Source organism: Nesiotobacter zosterae, assembly GCF_033843645.1.
GTDB lineage: Bacteria > Pseudomonadota > Alphaproteobacteria > Rhizobiales > Stappiaceae > Pseudovibrio > Pseudovibrio zosterae.
The window spans coordinates 162,226-178,718 of sequence record NZ_JAWXVZ010000008.1 but is presented as its reverse complement, the minus strand read 5'-3'; the positions used below and the strand labels follow the sequence as shown (position 1 = coordinate 178,718).

The following is a 16,493-nucleotide window of genomic DNA, read 5'->3' as shown; positions in this document are numbered from 1 at the left end:
TTCAGCCTGCAGCGTTGCTGGTTCGATGGGCGGCACTCGCTGCTTTCTTTGGCCGACCGGGCCATGTTCGTGTTAGGGTCTGGCAGAGATCCTCAGCCACCATGTGCCAGTTACGCAATGCCTCTCTTTTCGGGACTTTCTTCCGGAAGCTGCTTGGCGCTTCTATGAATTTCTTGAGGCAGGTTACCAAGGACTCCGTTCTGTAAGGGTCGAAGTAGGTAACGAACTTGCCGCCAACTTCGGGAATCGAAGTGGTGTTAGAGGCGAGCACTGGGGTGCCCATCCAAAGAGCTTCTCCAACTGGCATGCCAAATCCTTCAAACAGGCTGGGGTAGATCAGCGCCTCTGCTTTGCGATAGAGCTCTGCCAGTGTTTGCTGATCCGGGCTTGGTACCACAAAGATGTAGCGCGCCATGGTCTCCAGCTCGTGGTCGTCGATCATGCGCTCCAGTTCTTTCGGATCAATGTTTCCTGCCAAAACCAACATAGGCAACTCAATCGGCATACCTCTTCGTGCCAAGGTCTCGTAGGCCTTGAAAACGGTGAGGGCATTCTTGCGGTGTTTGATATCGCCAACGAGCAGGAAGTAGTGGTTCGGCAGCTCTCTGAGGCGCGGGGTCTCCAGTTGAGGAAAGCGCAGCTCGTGGGCGAGGGCTACTGTTTGCAGCAATCGTGGAAACGGCAGTCCTTGCTCGATCAGGAACTGTGTGATGTCATCTCGGGTGAACTCTGAGTTGGTGAGAATGTGAGGCTTTCGGAGAAGGACTTGGGTCAGGTCTTGCTGCCATTTGCCTGATCCAGCTGTGACGTGCCCCATTTGGACCCGAACCGGGATGAGATCATGGATGTAGCAATAGGTTAGGTCCAGAAGGTCGTGCGCCTCGGCAAAACGGCAAAGCCGAAGCTGGCTGTCAATCCCGCCCATGTTCAGTATGGGTGCCATGGTGCCGGTAACAGGTTCCAAAAGGGCCTCACCGTTCAGTTTTCCTGTCGCGCGGGCGATAAGCAGCTGAGTTGCATGCTTAGTGCTGTGAAACGCGCGGCGAAAAGGGCGAGACTGGTACTTTTCCAGCCATGGTTCTGGCAATGAAAGTCCCAGGCAATCGCTTGTCCAATAAGGAAAGGGCTCTTGATGGTCGAAGAACTTGAGAGGGTCCACATAATGGTAGGTCTGCGTTGCTTCGTGGAAGCAGATGAAATCAACTGGGGTGTGGCCTTGGAACAGAGCTTGTGCCACTTCGAGGACGGTGCGTTGAATGCCAGTTGGTTGAGGTGTTGATTTTCGAGTGCCCTTTAGTTCTGTCAGGTCGAACAGCAGTTCTCCGCTTCCCTGTGGCATACAAACACCCCTTTGAACCTACCCCTTACGCTAAGGTCAGTGTGGTGGTGTTTTTTTGCTTCGACAATCTCCTGAATTTGTTGAGCTTGACCCATGATTACTGGACCAGCTCCCAAAAATTCTGTAAGGAACCCGGGCAAAGTAACCCCCAAACCGCTTACCTGCCTTGTCTGCAGGAGTGAGCTGGAGAGACGATATGATTGAGCTGACCTTCCCTGACAACTCGGTGCGCGCGTATGAAGCTGGTACAACCGGCCTGGAAGTTGCTGGAAGCATTTCAAAGTCGTTGCAGAAGAAAGCCATGGCAATGGCGATTGACGGCAACCTGCGCGACCTTTCCGATCCTATTGATGATAATGCCCAAATCGAGATCATCACCCGTGATGACCCGCGTGCGCTTGAGCTGATCCGGCACGACTGTGCTCACGTTATGGCTGAAGCGGTACAGGAGCTGTGGCCAGGCACTCAGGTGACTATTGGTCCGGTGATCGAGAACGGCTTTTACTACGATTTCAAGCGCGACACGCCGTTTACGCCGGAAGATCTGCCGGTCATCGAAAAAAAGATGCGTCAGATCATTGAGCGCAACGCAAAGTTCACCAAGGAAATCTGGAGCCGTGAAGAGGCGAAAGAGTATTTTGCTGAGCAGGGTGAGGCCTACAAGGTCGAGCTCGTTGATGCGATTCCTGAAGGTGAAACCGTCAAGATCTACAAGCAGGGCGAATGGCTTGACCTTTGCCGCGGCCCGCACCTTGTAAGCACCAATCAAGTTGGGTCTGCCTTCAAGCTCATGAAGGTCGCTGGCGCTTATTGGCGTGGTGATTCCAACAACGAGATGCTTACCCGCATCTACGGTACTGCCTGGTCCAACGAGAAGGACCTCAAGGCTTACCTTCACATGCTTGAGGAAGCGGAAAAGCGCGATCACCGCAAGCTCGGCCGCGAGATGGACCTGTTCCACTTTCAGGAAGAGGGGCCGGGCGTTGTATTCTGGCACCACAAGGGCTGGCAGCTTTTCCGTAGTCTGACCGATTACATGCGCCGACGTCTTGAAGATGACTATCAAGAGGTGAACGCTCCGCAGATTCTGGACAAGGGTCTTTGGGAAACCTCTGGGCACTGGGAATGGTACCGGGAGAACATGTTCTCCACCGAGACCGAAGACAATCGCGTCTTTGCCATCAAGCCAATGAACTGCCCGGGCCACGTGCAGATCTTCAAGCATGGCCTTAAGTCCTACCGCGATCTTCCTTTGCGTATGGCAGAATTCGGCGCTGTTTCGCGCTATGAACCATCCGGCGCGCTGCACGGTTTGATGCGTGTTCGCGCATTCACCCAGGATGATGCGCACGTATTCTGCACGGAAGACCAGCTTGCCGCGGAATGCCACAAGATCAACGACTTGATCCTGTCTGTTTACAAAGACTTTGGCTTTGAAGAGATTGTGGTGAAGCTTTCAACACGTCCTGAAAAGCGTGTTGGTAGTGACGAGGTCTGGGATCACGCTGAAGCGGTCATGAGTGAAGTGCTCAAAGAGATTGAGGCAAACTCAGGTGGCCGCATCAAGACCGGCATTCTGGAAGGCGAGGGCGCGTTTTATGGCCCTAAGTTCGAGTACACCTTGAGAGATGCCATTGGCCGTGAATGGCAGTGTGGTACCACTCAGGTGGACTTCAACTTGCCAGAGCGCTTTGGCGCGTTCTACGTGGACAAGGATGGCGAAAAGAAGCAGCCCGTGATGGTGCACCGCGCTGTCTGTGGTTCTTTGGAGCGTTTCCTTGGCATCTTGATCGAGAACTATGCAGGTCACTTCCCGCTTTGGCTCGCGCCGCAGCAGTTTGTAGTGGCTGCCATCACCTCTGATGCGGATGAGTATGCTGCAGAAGTTCATGCAGCCATGAAAGCGGCTGGCCTTCGCGGTGAGCTTGATCTTCGCAACGAGAAGATTAACTACAAGGTGCGTGAACACTCTTTGGCGAAAGTTCCAGTGATCATTGCTGTTGGGAAGCGTGAGGCAGAAGAGAAGACGGTGAGCATCCGTCGTCTTGGCTCCCGCGACCAAAAAATGATGGGACTGGAAGAGGCGATCGAAAGCCTGAAGGATGAGGCGATTGCGCCGGATCTGAAGGCAGACGCCTAAACTTTTCGCCGATGACACTCAGGGTTGGTGATAAAAAATGTTGCCAACCCTGTTCTTTTCGCTTGCTGTCGCCAGAGTTTCACGATTGTTTGCTTAGGTGGCGACCTATTTATTGTTCGTTACCTAGGCTATGCCCGTGTACTGGGGAGGTCACATTTGGAATACGCAGAATTCAGCTACGCTAACGCCGACCATCCAAGGCTGAAGCGCTGGATCATTCGAGGTGTTGAGGGGCTATCTGGACGGAAGAAGCTTCTGCGTCTCTATGAAATTTGGAGGGAACAGATTGTTGGTAGTACGCCTTATCAATGGGGCGGGCTGCTTAATCTGATAAATGTGTCTCTTTCGGTAAGCGGCTCTACGTGGCCTCCGAAGCAAATGCCTGATGGTCCGTTGGTCGTTATTGCCAACCATCCGTTTGGCATTGGTGACGGCTTGGCTATGCTTGCGCTTTGCGAGCAGCTTGATCGCCCTTACCGCATTCTCATCAACAACGAGCTCTTGAAGGTTCCGGAGATCCGCCCTTACTCGCTCCCTGTTGATTTTGAGGAAACTGCCGAAGCGCTGCGCAATAACATGCGCACCCGTCAGGAGGCGCTACGTCTGCTGAAAGAGGGCGTCACAATCATCGTGTTCCCCGGTGGCGGGGTTGCGACAGCCAAGAAGCCATTTGGACGGGCCGAAGAGCTGCCTTGGAAGACCTTTACCGCAAAGCTTATCCGCTCTGCGAAAGCAACGGTTCTGCCGGTCTTCTTTGAGGGGCAAAACTCTCCGCTGTTCCATATGGCAAGCCGCCTGTCTCTGACGCTGCGCCTTTCTTTGCTCATCCGCGAGTTTCGCCGGATTGTGGGCTCACGTATTTCCGTTCGAGTTGGGGAGGCAATTCCCTTTGAAGAGCTGAGTACGTTTGGCAATCAGAAGGAAGTGATCGACCATCTGCATGAGCGTGTTCATGCGCTTGCGCCGCCAGAGCTGCGCCGCTCTGCTTAGGCAGAGTTTGGTCTGATCTCGGATCTTAAAAGCAAAAAGCTCAGCCTAGCGCTGAGCTTTTTCTGTATCAATCTCGATTTCCACGTCCCTGAAGCCACTCTTGACTTCAAAGGTGTCGCGGTAGGTCACCGCACCATTTCGGGCAAGCACTTCATAGGTGCCTTCGGCGAGGGTGAGGTCGAGAAAGGCGCCGTTTCCTGAGGCTACGGTGTCACCGCCTGGGGTTAGAACGGTCCAAGCGGTGTTTGCCAGAGAGATCTTGTTCTTCCCGCTGACAAGCTTGAGCGTCACTTCTCCTGCGCGGTGGTGCAGTGTGGCTTCGGTCAGCTTCCCTGCCTGCACGTGCAAATCAGCGCGTACGACGGCGTTCAAGTCTCCATAGCGACTGACCACGTGGTAGGTGCCTGCGCCGATGGCCACCAGCTCTCCCGGCTTCACATCGCCAGCGATCAGGTTGCGGTTGCCCAAGGCATCGTAGGTCATGTCGTAGATGTCGAAGCGCACGGTTTCATCGTTCAGTGGCTGGTCGCCCGACAGCGCCGCATCCAGACGGATACCGCCTGCGTTCAAAACGATTGTGCCGGTTGTAACGCCATTCGTCAGCTCATGCCGGGTCGTGGCTGTCACCTTGCCAAAGCTTGTGTGCACCAGATAGACACCTGGGTCCAAGCGAACCTCTGCGTCGCTATCCTTGATCACGGCTGCTTGCTCGTAGGTGCCATCTTCACGGGGATTGGCATTAAAGATACGCCAAACCAGACCCTTGGTCAGGTTGGGGGTGTCTTCCGTCAGTTTTGCAACGAGATAAAGGGTTGCTTGATCGACCTCAGCGCTGCTCTGCACTTCAAATGCAAAGCTCGGGGCATATGTGAGGTTTCCTGCTCCGAGCGTTGGTGCAAGAGACTGGCCCTGATAGCCGCTTAGGGGATCATAGCTGATGGGAGGTGCGCCCGTTGGTCCTGCCGCACCGCCGCGTGGGTTCATGTCGAGAACTTCTGGCGCGAACGGCAGATCCGGCTTGGCGGTCGGAACGACCGGCTGCGCCTGTGTCGCTGAAGAAACGCCCGCTTGAAGAAACGCAGCAGTGACACAAGCCACTGTGATGCGCGAAAGGGTTCTGCAAGCAGATGTTTTTGTTCTAAGCACCACGTTTTGCGCTCTCTGATACACGTTATTTTGAGTGTTACCTCAACGCGACACCCGACAAAAAACATGCCGCGAGGGTGAACTCGAAACTAGCCTGTCACATTTAGATTTGAAAGCGATTTGTAAAGGTTTACTTGAAGTTTTTACAGAAATGCTCAAATACGGCAAAATTGTGCCCAATCTATGCCCGTTGCCCTTGGGATTGATGGGTACATGTTTCCAGACTATGAGTTTTGTCAAATTATAGATTTGTTCTGCAAAAGCGAGAATCATGACACGGTCATACGATCAATACTCTGCTGTCACGCAATTCATGCTGACACGACGTTCCCAGCTTGCTGCAACACTTGTTGAGCCCGGTCCTTCTCCCGAAGATCTTGATGTAATTCTTCAGATTGCGGCACGTGTACCTGATCATCGCAAGCAATGCCCTTGGCGATTTGTTGTTTATCAGGGGGAAGCACGTCGTGTTGTTGGAGAGCGGCTTGCCGCAATTGCGGAGGAGAAAGAGGGCCCGCTTGGGCCTAATCACAAAAAGATGGAGCTGGAGCGATTCACCCGTGCGCCTCTCGTGGTAGGCGTCATCGCTTCTTTCAAGCCTGAGAGTAAAGTGCCCAAGCTGGAGCAGACTTTGTCAGTCGGTGCATCCTGCATGAATCTGGTGATCGCCGCAAATAGCATGGGTTTTGCGGCTCAGTGGATTACTGAGTGGTACGCCTTTGATCCGGAAGCTGCTGCGATGCTGGGAGCGAATGAGGGCGAACAATTTGCAGGCTTCATTCATATCGGTACATCCAGTGTCGCGCCCAAGGAGCGTGATCGCCCGGATGTGGCGTCTCTTACCACCCATTGGAATGGCTAGGATCTTCCATGTTCTACAAAACTGATGCTCACCATGGCCTGCCGCACAATCCGTTCAAGGCACTGGTCGCACCGCGCCCGATTGGTTGGGTTTCCACCCGTTCCGCCTCCGGTGTATCCAATCTGGCACCCTACAGTTTTTTCAATGCCATTGGGGATACGCCGCCGATGGTGATGATTTCGTCCTCCGGCTACAAGGACACCGTCCGGAACGTGGAGGAGACGGGCGAGTTTGTCTGCAATTTGGCGACCATGGATCTGGCGGAGCAGATGAACACATCTTCCAAGATGGTTGAGGCGGAGGTGAATGAGTTTGAGCTCTCAGGGCTTTCTGAGGTGGCGAGCAATATCGTCTCTGCACCGCGTTTGGGAGAGGCGAAAGCGTCGCTTGAGTGCAAACGGCTGTCAGTTCAAAGACTCGTGGACCTTGAAGGCAAAGAAACCAACTCCTGGTTGATCCTTGGGCAGGTTGTTGGGGTGCATATTTCCGATGACGCTCTGGTAGATGGTCTGGTTGATATGGCGCGTCTTCGTCCGTTGGCGCGCTTGGGCTACATGGACTACGCTGTCATCAACGAAGTGTTCCAGATTGAGCGTCCGCGCTGATGGTCAGTCACTGGATATGAAAGCGGCGGAGATGGAAGGTTCATCTCCGCCGTATTAGCCCGACAGCAATGGTTACCCATCGCTGGGGAATGTCGGGAATTTTTGAGCCGTAGACTACGTTGCTCATGGTTTTAGGATTTAGCACTTTTCCGAGCTCCGTTAAACGGTTTTGGACAGGCACAACGGCATGCCGGCATGTGTCCAATGTGACACACCGGTCTCTCAGGCCCTTATGCAGCGACGGTCAATCTTGTTTCAAATAAGGCAAATGCTAGGGTTTTTGTGTGTTGTGGATCACATTTTGGATGGTAATTCTGCAACACTAGCTTTTGGTCGCGACAATTTTGTAGATAGCCTCAGCTGTGAATAAGGCGCACTGGTGCCGAATCGGTTGGTCACCCTTAGCTGCCTCATGTCCGCAAGGTCGTTGTCCTGTTGTTTCAAAGCGAAACAGTGTCGAAATGCCGGGCTAAGGAAAAACCTCGCGTTTGGCTTCCGGCACGAAGTGCAGTGATGTCGGATCTGAGCTGTCTGGCTGAGTTTTGTTAGGCGAAAACCGTTGCTATGGTTTCCAGCTGAGCGTAGCAGGCGGCGGCTTTGCCGTCGAAACCCATTTCCTTTGCCGCTTGTGCATGCAACTGGAGGGCGTCTGCCGTTGCGTCTCGTTCTAGTGTGTCATAGCAACGGACACCAAGTGCCTTTCCGCCCATCAGCGTCATTGTCTGAGTAGCGACAAGGGCGAGACTGTAGGTGCCTGCATCGGCGTGGCGGCTGGTTGCGCCCAGAGCAGATGCTGCTTTGGCCGCGTCCCAAAGAACGCCTGCGAGGCGGGAGGTAAAGAGCCCAGCGTTGCAAAGACTGTATGCAGCCATGGGTACATCGCCGATTTCAATAAAAATTTTCAGCGATCCCTCTGGAAGAGAGTGGTCCGCCTCATGAACGGACAGGAGTGCATCCAGTGCCGTTAGTTCTTCAAGAGCATGGGTGAGTGGAATGCAAACCCCAGAGAGTTCAAGGTCTTTGTGCGCTTGCAGTGTGCTGTGAACGAGTTCTTCGGTTATCGTTTCCAGCTTGAGGAAGTAGTCGAGCCCGACTTTTGGTGCCTCTTTTGGTATGATGGGTGTTGCAGTCTGAGCCTTAAGGATTACGGATGTTGGGATGTTTGCCTTGGATACTTCAAGGCTACTTAACTCCGAAAGTTCTGAGACTAGCAAAAGAGGCATGGTTCGGCTTTGAGTTACATGACGTATACGACCACATCCTAAAGTACTCGGGGATGAATACGCTAGGAAAATTAAAAATTAACTATTTATTAACCATTATTAAGCATTTCTTACTAACGTTTAAGAAGGGGTTTGGCCATGAAGGTCGCTGGGGATGCCTCCATATCAGCACGGATAGAGCGCGCCTTCGAAAGCGCGTCGCATGCAACTGGTACGCCATTTGGCTACCTGGTTCAAGCTGCTGCCAAAGAGTCATCCATGGACCCGCAGGCCAAGGCGCAAACGTCTTCAGCTACGGGGCTTTTCCAATTCATTGAAAGTACTTGGCTTGAAACGCTGAAAAAGAGCGGTGATGAGCTGGGTCTGGAGGACTACGCGCGCCACATCGAGGTCACCTCCGATGGCGACTACGTTGTCGAGAATCCCCATTTGCGTGAGCAGCTCCTTGATCTTCGCAAGGATCCCGAGGTCTCCGCATTGGTTGCCGGTGCCTTTACTCAAGCAAACCGTGAGGTGTTGACCTCCAAACTCAACCGAACGCCGTCAACTGGTGAGTTGTATGTGGCACACTTTTTAGGTGCCAGCGGCGGGGCGAGACTGATTTCGGCTGCCGAACAAACCCCGGAAGTTGACGCTTCGGCGTTGTTCCCGCAGCAAGCGCGGGCGAACAAGGCGATTTTCTATGAGCGCAATGGTGAGGCGCGCAGCGTCGCCCAAGTCTATGACCGTTTGGTCAACCAGTTTGCGCAGACGGAAATGACGATAGCAGCCAAGCAGGTAATGCAGGTCGATGAGACTGCGGTCGGAGGTCTGCCTCCGGTGCCAAAGGAAAAGGCTGACCAGCAGGCAGAGCCTGATGTCATTCAAAGCAGAATTCTGACCGCTTGGGCAACAAGCGGCCGTCATCCTGGGGCGCCTTTCGAAGCGCTCTTTAGAGCTACAGATGAAACCAAGCAGGCTGAGGCGGTGTCGGCAAGCATCTCATCAGCTTTTGCAGCCCAAGAAGATAATGCGGCGGACCTGGGCGCGGCGGGCGTGCCGCGTCCTCGACCTGCGGGGACGCCCTTGGATCTTACTGGCTTCCTGAACTATGGGGCCATCAAGCCAAACAAGGCCTAAGCAATGTGCGCCTATGTCCCTGAACCACAATATGTTTATGGTGAACCAAACATTAATAAATATGCTTAATGCTATGTCATTGAGTATTAGTGTTAGTGGTCTGGCGTTCCATGATTGTATCGAGTTTTCTTACCTGGGTTCAAACGGCTCCAGCTGGGAGTAGGGCGCAAGCAGTGTCCGCCTTGGCAAAGGCCTATCTGTTTTCTGAGATGGACGCTGAGGAGAGGGACGCTGCCGAGGCGGCGTTGACCTTCATGCTGGATGATCCTGACGTGAGTGTGAGGGTGGCTTTGGCTGAGGTTCTTGGGCCTGCGGAAGGGGCGCCGCCGCATATCATTTCAACACTGTTGTGCGATGAAGAAACGGTTGCCTTGCCTGTTCTTGAAGCCTCTTCATCAATCTCTGAGGGCGAGCTGGTCGACCTGGTCGCGACCTCCAGCGCGGCACGTGTCTGCGCTATAGCACGTCGGCAACCTGTTTCCATCGGTCTTGCTGCTGCCATCTGCGAGGTTGCGCCGCTTGAGGCCATCTTGGAGCTTCTGAGCAACAAGCGCGCTGTGTTGCGTGACCGCATGTTCCAACGGATCATCGATCGGTTTGGCGGCGAGCGAAGCATTCAGGATGCATTGTTGGCGCGAGAAGATCTGTCTTTGCCACTTCGGCACATGCTGATCCGCCGCTATACAGAAGAGCTTCGCGATCATCCGTTGGTGAGCAATGGTGTTCATTCCCAGTCTCCTCAACGGCTTGTGGCGGATGCGCAGGACCGTGCAACCGTTGCGCTTGCCTACGATGCGGCGCAGGAAGAGCAGTCAGCTCTGATCGAGCATCTTATTTCCAGTCACCAAATGACGAGCCTGTTGCTGTTGCGTGCGGTATGCACAGGCGCGCTGGTGTTCTTCGAGCGGGCAGTTGTGCGCTTGTCCGGTGTCAACGAGCGCCACGTCAGCAGTGTCCTGAAGTCTCCCAAGAGTTCAACAGTTTCTGCGCTTCTCGCAAAGTGTGGTTTACCGAAGCGTACCCATCCGGTTTTTGTCGCAGCGTTGGAGGCTTGGGCCTTGGCGGATACGCTCAACATGGACCGTTGGGGCAAGGCGCGTCTGGTCGTTACCGAGCTTTTAGATGAGCAGGATTCATTGGAACTTGAAGAGCTGGGAGATCTGCAGGATCTTTTGGTCCGCTTGAGTTATGAGGCGTCGCGTGAGAGTGCGCGTGAGCGGGTCTCTTCCATGCTTTCAGCGGCTTAAAGAACTCATAAATTCAATAGGTTGGCGGCGTCACACAGGTGGCGCCGTTTGCATTACGGGGTCAGGTGTTGAAGTCGTCTGGGGTGTCTGCGTTGTGATCGCGGCCCAGGATTTTGGCGGTGGCCTGTGCCAAACTCTCAACCAAAATGCGTGCGGTGATGTTGGAAGCGTCTCTTGCGTCTTCGCGCAGCATGGCTGCAATGGCGGCAATGTGCTGTGTGATAAGTTCTTCTGGAACCTGGATTTCACCGCTCTGCATTGCTGAGATCAGCTCAGTCAGCGATCCTGCTACTTCTCCGACCAGCGGAAAGCCCAATGTCTCGGCCTGTCCCTTGATGTCGTGCGCTGTGCGAAACAGTTCCTCATAGGCTTCCTTGGAGCGGTTGCCATTCGTGACTGTTGCCCACGCCGACCGCAGATCTCTGGCCTCGTTGTCCATCCAGCTGGAGAATTCTTCGGAGAGTTCGGCAACCGCGTCTTCTGCGGCCTTCACGGGATCGAACTGGGCTGCTTCAGCAGCTGTGAGCTTGCGCACCTTTTTTGACAAATCCAAAGGTGCGCGAAACACTTCCGCGTCCTTTTCGGCCGGTGAATTCTTGTCAATCATTGCGCGCCACCCTGTGTTTTGATCCAGAAGATCAAGCCGCCTGCATTATGGAGTGCCGATTCCATGCAGGCAATGCCTCCAGCCGTTAAATATGTGCAGAATGCGCAACAGTTGCGCAGCGTGTTGCGCTGTAACCTGAGAGGTCAGTATTTGAACATTTCGGCCAGAATACGCTCGTCCCAGCCGTGGTCATGATCAAACATGATGACACATTGAGAGCTGGTGTCTTCGTAGACCAGTACCTTGATGACATTACGGAATTCGAGATGGTCAGCCGAGGTGCTTACCGGGCGCTTGTCGGCCTCCAGCACCTCAATCTCCACCCTGGCGTGGTTGGGCAGAAGAGCGCCGCGCCACCTGCGAGGGCGGAAAGGGCTGATGGGCGTAAGGGCCAGCAGAGAGGAGCCTATGGGCAGGATCGGGCCGTGTGCCGACAGGTTGTAGGCCGTGCTGCCTGCAGGGGTTGCCACCATGATGCCATCACAAATCAGCTCATCCATGCGCACTTTGCCGTCAATGGTGATGCGCAGCTTGGCAGCTTGATGGCGCTGACGCAGAAATGAAGCCTCATTCAGGGCGTGCGCCTTGAAGAACTCGCCGTTCTTGTCGGTAGCTTCAACGATCAAAGGATGTATGCGCGTGTCCTGGGCCGTGTTCAGGCGTTCCAGCAGACCGTGAGGGCGGTAGTCGTTCATCAGGAAGCCGACCGAACCGCAGTTCATGCCGTAAAGGGGGATGCCGGTGTTCATGTACTGATGCAGGCATTGAAGCATCATGCCGTCGCCGCCCAGCGCAACGATCACATCGGCTTGGTCAGCTGGTACAGCGCCATACATAGCCTCCAGCTCAGCCTTTGAAGCGTCTGCTTCCGGCGTGCCGCTTGAGACAAAATGCAGTCGCTGAATGGGTGTTTGATTCAATGTCCCGTACCTCCGCCGGAATTGCCTAGCATGATGGAAGTAAAATTAAAATCCGGCGAAGGGTGTTATTTTCTATGTGGTTGCCTTGCGTGAAATCTCGTCACGACTTACTGGCTCGCAAAGACCATCAAGATCAACGTGGTCCAAAGAGCGCCGCTCATGGCCAAGCCAGTGAAGTAAGGTGCTAAAGACTGCTTTTGTGCTTTGCTGCTGTAGGCCATGACTGCCTCCTTCCAATGTTTCGTGAGTTGAGTATGCCGTTTTGAAGAAATGGGTCTGTGACAAGCGACACAGAACTGTAACTTGTCTAAACTGGCGTATTTGAGGCCAAGCCTTGGCATTTGCTTGTCTCGTTCCGTTCATGAACACCTATGGTGAAAAACTCTCTAGTGACGCAAAGGCAACACGGGCCCGCTTTTTGCTTTGGGGGGCTTTTCACGTTCGTCAAATCGATTATGATTAACACTGCAAAAGGCGAATAGTATTCGCTAGGACGGCAGGAAATATATTCTATATATTTCTTCCTAATTCATTTTATTATACTGTTTTATTGCAGCTTGGGGGCAGGCTGTATATGGGGTGATCTGTGCGGCGGCAGGTCACCCTTTTTTGCTTGTTAGGTAGGTGTGTGTTGATTGCTTGGTGTTGGTGGGATTGATCGGGAAACTGGTTTGTTAAGACTTAAGGGTATGGATCCCGCTTTCGGGAATACTTGTTTGAATTCCGTTTAAAGATCGCAGAAGTGCCGGTATTACGCATGATGAGGCTTCAGCATTGTAAAGCTAATTCAATCATTGTTTGATGCTCTGGCTGAGGGGGATAAATCGCGGATGTTGAGGCTTGGGCCTTCCGGTAAACACTGCGTGCACCCAGCGTGAACAGTTCAGGCTCACACGAAGGATTTCCCTTCATGCCGGCGTCAAGCCGGTACTTGAGCCTTGACGCGAACGGGCATAACTCGGTTCCGGCTGTGCGTCACCTTGGGGTGCGAGTGTGCCGAACTTCCGCTTAAAGTATTGTGGGAACGTAGAGTTCTCCGCCCGTGCAGGGGCGGGAGACGCCCGTTGTCTGGGAGAAGGAGAGGGGAAGACCCAGCGCGGAGCGAATGGCGAGAAACGCAAAGCACTCCGCTTCTATGGCATCGCCGCGCCAGCCAAAGGCTTCGACTGGCTTTGCGTCGATTTGCGTTCGTTTGAATAATTCGCGCATAAACGTCGGGTTTTTGCGTCCGCCGCCGCAAACAGCAAGTACTTTGGGGCGGTGAGGCAGGTGAGCGACGGCTTTGGCAACTGCCGATGCTGAAAACGCTGTCAGAAGCGCTGCGCCATCTTCCAGGGAGAGGCCACTGGCAAGATCTTTCGTGAAGCTGAAACGATCCAGTGACTTGGGTGGCTTCTGATCGAACCAAGGATTGGCGAGTGCTGCTGCAAGGCGGGCCTCATCAACCGTCCCCTTGGCGGCGAGCTGGCCGTCCTTGTCAAAAAAGTTATTCCCGTGCTGCTTTACCCAGTCATTAATGGGAGCGTTGGCAGGGCCTGTGTCAAACGCCATGAGGGTGTCTGACCCATCCCACCAAGTGAGGTTGCCAACGCCGCCGAGATTGAGGAGAACAACATCCTTGGGATCATAACGTCCGGCAAGCTGGCCGATGAGCGCCTTGTGGTAGACCGGTGCAAGCGGGGCACCCTGGCCTCCAGCTGCAACATCTGCACTGCGCAGATCATAAACTACCGGGATGCCGAGCAGGTTTGCCATCAATGGGCCGTCGCCAAGTTGACGAGTGGCACCAGCCATGCCTTGTGCGGCTGGTCGATGCAGCACGGTTTGCCCGTGGAAGCCGATCACGCCGATCTGGCCTCGGGGTATTTTGTGGTCGTGAAGAAAATTGGCGACCGCAACAGACTGGGCGCGGGTCAGCTCCCGTTCCGCTTTGGCAAAGATGGCGGGTTCTGGACCGTTAAACTGCCAGGTTCGTGCTGCCTCCATGGCGTCGGTGAGCAGTTCAAGCAGTCCGTCAGGGTACGGGGAGAGCGTATATGCACCAAACTGGGTAACGGCGGTGCCGTCACTCTCAATCATGGCAATGTCAATGTTGCCGTCCAGCACAGTGCCGGTCATCAGTCCAATAGCCCAAACGGGATTCATGAATGCAGCTTCGCCCCTGATTTCATCTCTGCAGTTCTCAATTAGTCTAATAAGTGTGAATGGCGACTTCTAGCAAGGAGAAACCCCAAGCTTTCTGGAAAAATGCAAGAGTTAATTCTGTCGCGTGCAATGGATTGATTTGAGAGGCGGGGCTCCGTTAAGGTCACCTTTGGTCCGATTGGGTCGGGCTGCACCAGCCTTCGCATCTGGAGGAGACCATTCGTGTTCAGTATCGCTCGCCTTGCCTTGCTCATGGTTGTTTTCATTGATGTGATGGGGCAGGGGCTGATTTTCCCCATTCTGACGACTTTGCTTTTACGCGAGGACTCCGCTTTCCTTATGGAGGGGAATGATCTGCTGGGCCGCGAGGCCACTTTTGGTGTGGTTCTGGGTGTGTTTTATCTCTTCTGGTTCTTTGGTGCTGCCTACATTTCCAAGCTGTCAGACTACATCGGGCGGAAGAACGGGATCCTCATTTGTCTAACCGGTGCGCTGGTCGGCTATGTGTTGACGGTGCTGGCAATTTATCTGAACAGCCTCATCCTGTTGATCGTTGGGCGGGCGGTTGCTGGCTTTACGGCGGGCAATCAGCCCATCGCGCAAGCCTCCCTGATCGATCAGAGCCGCAGCCCGCAGGAAAAGAGCCTCAATCTCGGTTTGATCACCGCGTTCGTGGCACTTGGTCTGGTGGTGGGGCCGCTTCTGGCGGGCGGGTTGAGTGACAGTCGGCTGTTGGGGTCTTATGCCTCCTTGCAGCTGCCGTTCATGGCGGCCATTGTCCTTGTGCTGATTAATATTTTCCTGATTTATCAGGGTTTTGAAGAAACCAACAAACGCCGAAAGAAGATTGACTTTGGCCCGAGCGAGGTGTTTCTCGTTCTGTGGCGGGTGCGCGGGCGTCCTACCATCGTCAAGCTTTGTCTGGTGTTCTTCTTCGTGGAGATGGGCCTCAACGCCTTTTACATTTACCTGAACAACTTTCAGGTGGAACGGTTTGGGTTCTCGACCCAGCAGACCAGCCTGACGCTGGTGGTCTTTGGTCTGGTCATGGCATTTTCCAGCATAGTTTTGGTGCGGACCATGACACAATTTTACCAGCGCCTTGCCATCGTGAAGGTGTGTACCGGCATCATGGCGGTGTTCGTGTTGGCCTATGCTGCCAACAGCTTGCCGCTGCTGTCCTACATACTGCTCGTTCCTGTGGTTGCTGCCTTTGGGTTGGCCTACCCAATCATGCTGTCGCTGTTTTCTGCCAGCGCGCGCGATGATGAGCAGGGCTGGGTCATGGGGGTGACAATGGCGCTGTTCACGCTTGGTGCTGGGATCATTTCACTTGGTGGCGGGTTCTTGATGGCGCTTGATGTGAAAAGCGTGTTCTTTGTTGGCGTGCTCAGCTTCATCATTGCGCTGGTGTTGCAGTTTGGTTTGTGGCGCGAGCCAGATGTTGAGGCGCTTGATCCTCCGATCGGGTGACGAAAAGGGAAGGTCTCGCTCAGGCTTGACGCTCAAGTTGGCGCTGAGAAATTAAGGCGTCAAAGCAATTGTTGCACCAAAGGTAGAGGTTGCGGGTGGCTCTGGATTGGATTTTACTTCGCTTAACGAAGTGAAATGAGGGGCCGACATGGCAGGCACACGCACCAGCTTTGCAGGTATGGACTGCGCAATTGCTCAGGCGATTGAGCTGATTGGCGATGCCTGGACCCTATTGATTTTACGAGCACTTTTCCAAGGACTGAAGCGCTTTGACGACTTTCAGGGTAACCTTGGCATTTCCACCAGCGTGTTGACGGATCGGCTGCACCGGCTGGTGGAGGCCGACATCATTCGAAAGGAAAAGGACCGAGAGGACGCCCGCTCTTCCGTGTATCTCCTGACCGACAAGGGTATGGATTTTTATCCCGTTTTGATTGCGCTAAACCAGTGGGGAGAGCGTTGGGAAGGCAAGCCAACAGGACTGCGGTTGGACCTGATCGAACGCGAAACGGGCAAGCCTGTGCGAGAGGTGCAGGTTCTGTCCCAGGACTACAAGGTTTTGACAGCGCGCGATGTTGAGGCGCGTCCGGGACCCGGCGTGGGGGCGGTCTTTGCGGATGCGCTGAACCGCGTGCGACGCCGCAAGGCGACTTGAGCCAAGTAGGCCTAGAGCACAG

The 16,493-nt window shown here is 54.2% G+C and carries 14 protein-coding genes; 8 read left to right on the top strand and 6 right to left on the bottom strand.

The features are described from left to right. Window position 1: 1 nt before the first annotated feature. Complete coding sequence (locus tag Q3Y58_RS13605; RefSeq protein WP_319622612.1) at window positions 2–1,339, bottom strand: glycosyltransferase family 4 protein; 1,338 nt, start codon at window positions 1,337–1,339, stop codon at window positions 2–4. A 196-nt stretch (window positions 1,340–1,535) separates the two neighbouring features. Here Q3Y58_RS13605 and thrS point away from each other — a divergent pair, with 196 nt between their 5' ends. Together thrS and Q3Y58_RS13595 are read left to right on the top strand one after the other, a co-directional pair. Beyond that, window positions 1,536–3,479: a threonine--tRNA ligase gene (gene thrS / locus Q3Y58_RS13600; protein ID WP_319622611.1), complete on the top strand. Its 1,944-nt coding sequence runs from the start codon at window positions 1,536–1,538 to the stop codon at window positions 3,477–3,479. Between the two features lie 156 nt (window positions 3,480–3,635). Continuing rightward, window positions 3,636–4,469 carry a lysophospholipid acyltransferase family protein gene (locus tag Q3Y58_RS13595; RefSeq protein WP_319622610.1) on the top strand — a complete coding sequence of 278 codons (834 nt, stop codon included), beginning with the start codon at window positions 3,636–3,638 and terminating at the stop codon, window positions 4,467–4,469. A gap of 45 nt (window positions 4,470–4,514) precedes the next feature. Here Q3Y58_RS13595 and Q3Y58_RS13590 read toward each other — a convergent pair whose 3' ends face one another. After that, window positions 4,515–5,615: a hypothetical protein gene (locus Q3Y58_RS13590; RefSeq protein ID WP_319622609.1), complete on the bottom strand. Its 1,101-nt coding sequence runs from the start codon at window positions 5,613–5,615 to the stop codon at window positions 4,515–4,517. Between the two features lie 271 nt (window positions 5,616–5,886). Between Q3Y58_RS13590 and Q3Y58_RS13585 the strand changes: the two genes are divergently transcribed. After that, window positions 5,887–6,477, top strand: coding sequence for a nitroreductase family protein (locus Q3Y58_RS13585; protein WP_274218709.1), 591 nt, complete (start codon window positions 5,887–5,889; stop codon window positions 6,475–6,477). An 8-nt stretch (window positions 6,478–6,485) separates the two neighbouring features. Beyond that, entirely contained in the window at window positions 6,486–7,082 is a 597-nt protein-coding gene (locus Q3Y58_RS13580; RefSeq protein ID WP_319622608.1) for a flavin reductase family protein, read from the top strand. A 545-nt stretch (window positions 7,083–7,627) separates the two neighbouring features. Here Q3Y58_RS13580 and Q3Y58_RS13575 read toward each other — a convergent pair. Then, a complete protein-coding gene (locus tag Q3Y58_RS13575) occupies window positions 7,628–8,305 on the bottom strand; it encodes a hypothetical protein (protein WP_319622607.1) in 678 nt (225 codons plus the stop codon). 138 nt (window positions 8,306–8,443) lie between these two features. Between Q3Y58_RS13575 and Q3Y58_RS13570 the strand changes: the two genes are divergently transcribed. Next, on the top strand, window positions 8,444–9,424 hold the full coding sequence (locus Q3Y58_RS13570; RefSeq protein WP_274218712.1) for a lytic transglycosylase domain-containing protein: 981 nt from the start codon (window positions 8,444–8,446) through the stop codon (window positions 9,422–9,424). 173 nt (window positions 9,425–9,597) lie between these two features. Next, window positions 9,598–10,671 carry a DUF2336 domain-containing protein gene (locus Q3Y58_RS13565; protein WP_319622606.1) on the top strand — a complete coding sequence of 358 codons (1,074 nt, stop codon included), beginning with the start codon at window positions 9,598–9,600 and terminating at the stop codon, window positions 10,669–10,671. A 61-nt stretch (window positions 10,672–10,732) separates the two neighbouring features. On the opposite strand, the gene Q3Y58_RS13560 is transcribed toward Q3Y58_RS13565, so the two are convergent. From Q3Y58_RS13560 to Q3Y58_RS13550, 3 genes are all read right to left on the bottom strand, one after another. Further along, window positions 10,733–11,278 (bottom strand): Hpt domain-containing protein, encoded by a 546-nt coding sequence (locus Q3Y58_RS13560; RefSeq protein WP_274218714.1) that lies wholly within the window; start codon window positions 11,276–11,278, stop codon window positions 10,733–10,735. Between the two features lie 143 nt (window positions 11,279–11,421). Further along, window positions 11,422–12,198 carry an NAD kinase gene (locus Q3Y58_RS13555; protein ID WP_319622605.1) on the bottom strand — a complete coding sequence of 259 codons (777 nt, stop codon included), beginning with the start codon at window positions 12,196–12,198 and terminating at the stop codon, window positions 11,422–11,424. 1,008 nt (window positions 12,199–13,206) lie between these two features. Continuing rightward, the gene (locus Q3Y58_RS13550; protein WP_319622604.1) at window positions 13,207–14,343 is read right to left on the bottom strand and encodes an anhydro-N-acetylmuramic acid kinase; all 1,137 of its coding nucleotides are present in this window, start codon (window positions 14,341–14,343) and stop codon (window positions 13,207–13,209) included. 222 nt (window positions 14,344–14,565) lie between these two features. On the opposite strand from Q3Y58_RS13550, the gene Q3Y58_RS13545 reads away from it, so the two are divergent. Then, window positions 14,566–15,816 (top strand): MFS transporter, encoded by a 1,251-nt coding sequence (locus Q3Y58_RS13545; RefSeq protein ID WP_319622603.1) that lies wholly within the window; start codon window positions 14,566–14,568, stop codon window positions 15,814–15,816. A 148-nt stretch (window positions 15,817–15,964) separates the two neighbouring features. Continuing rightward, window positions 15,965–16,471, top strand: coding sequence for a winged helix-turn-helix transcriptional regulator (locus tag Q3Y58_RS13540; protein WP_274218718.1), 507 nt, complete (start codon window positions 15,965–15,967; stop codon window positions 16,469–16,471). Window positions 16,472–16,493: the final 22 nt, after the last annotated feature.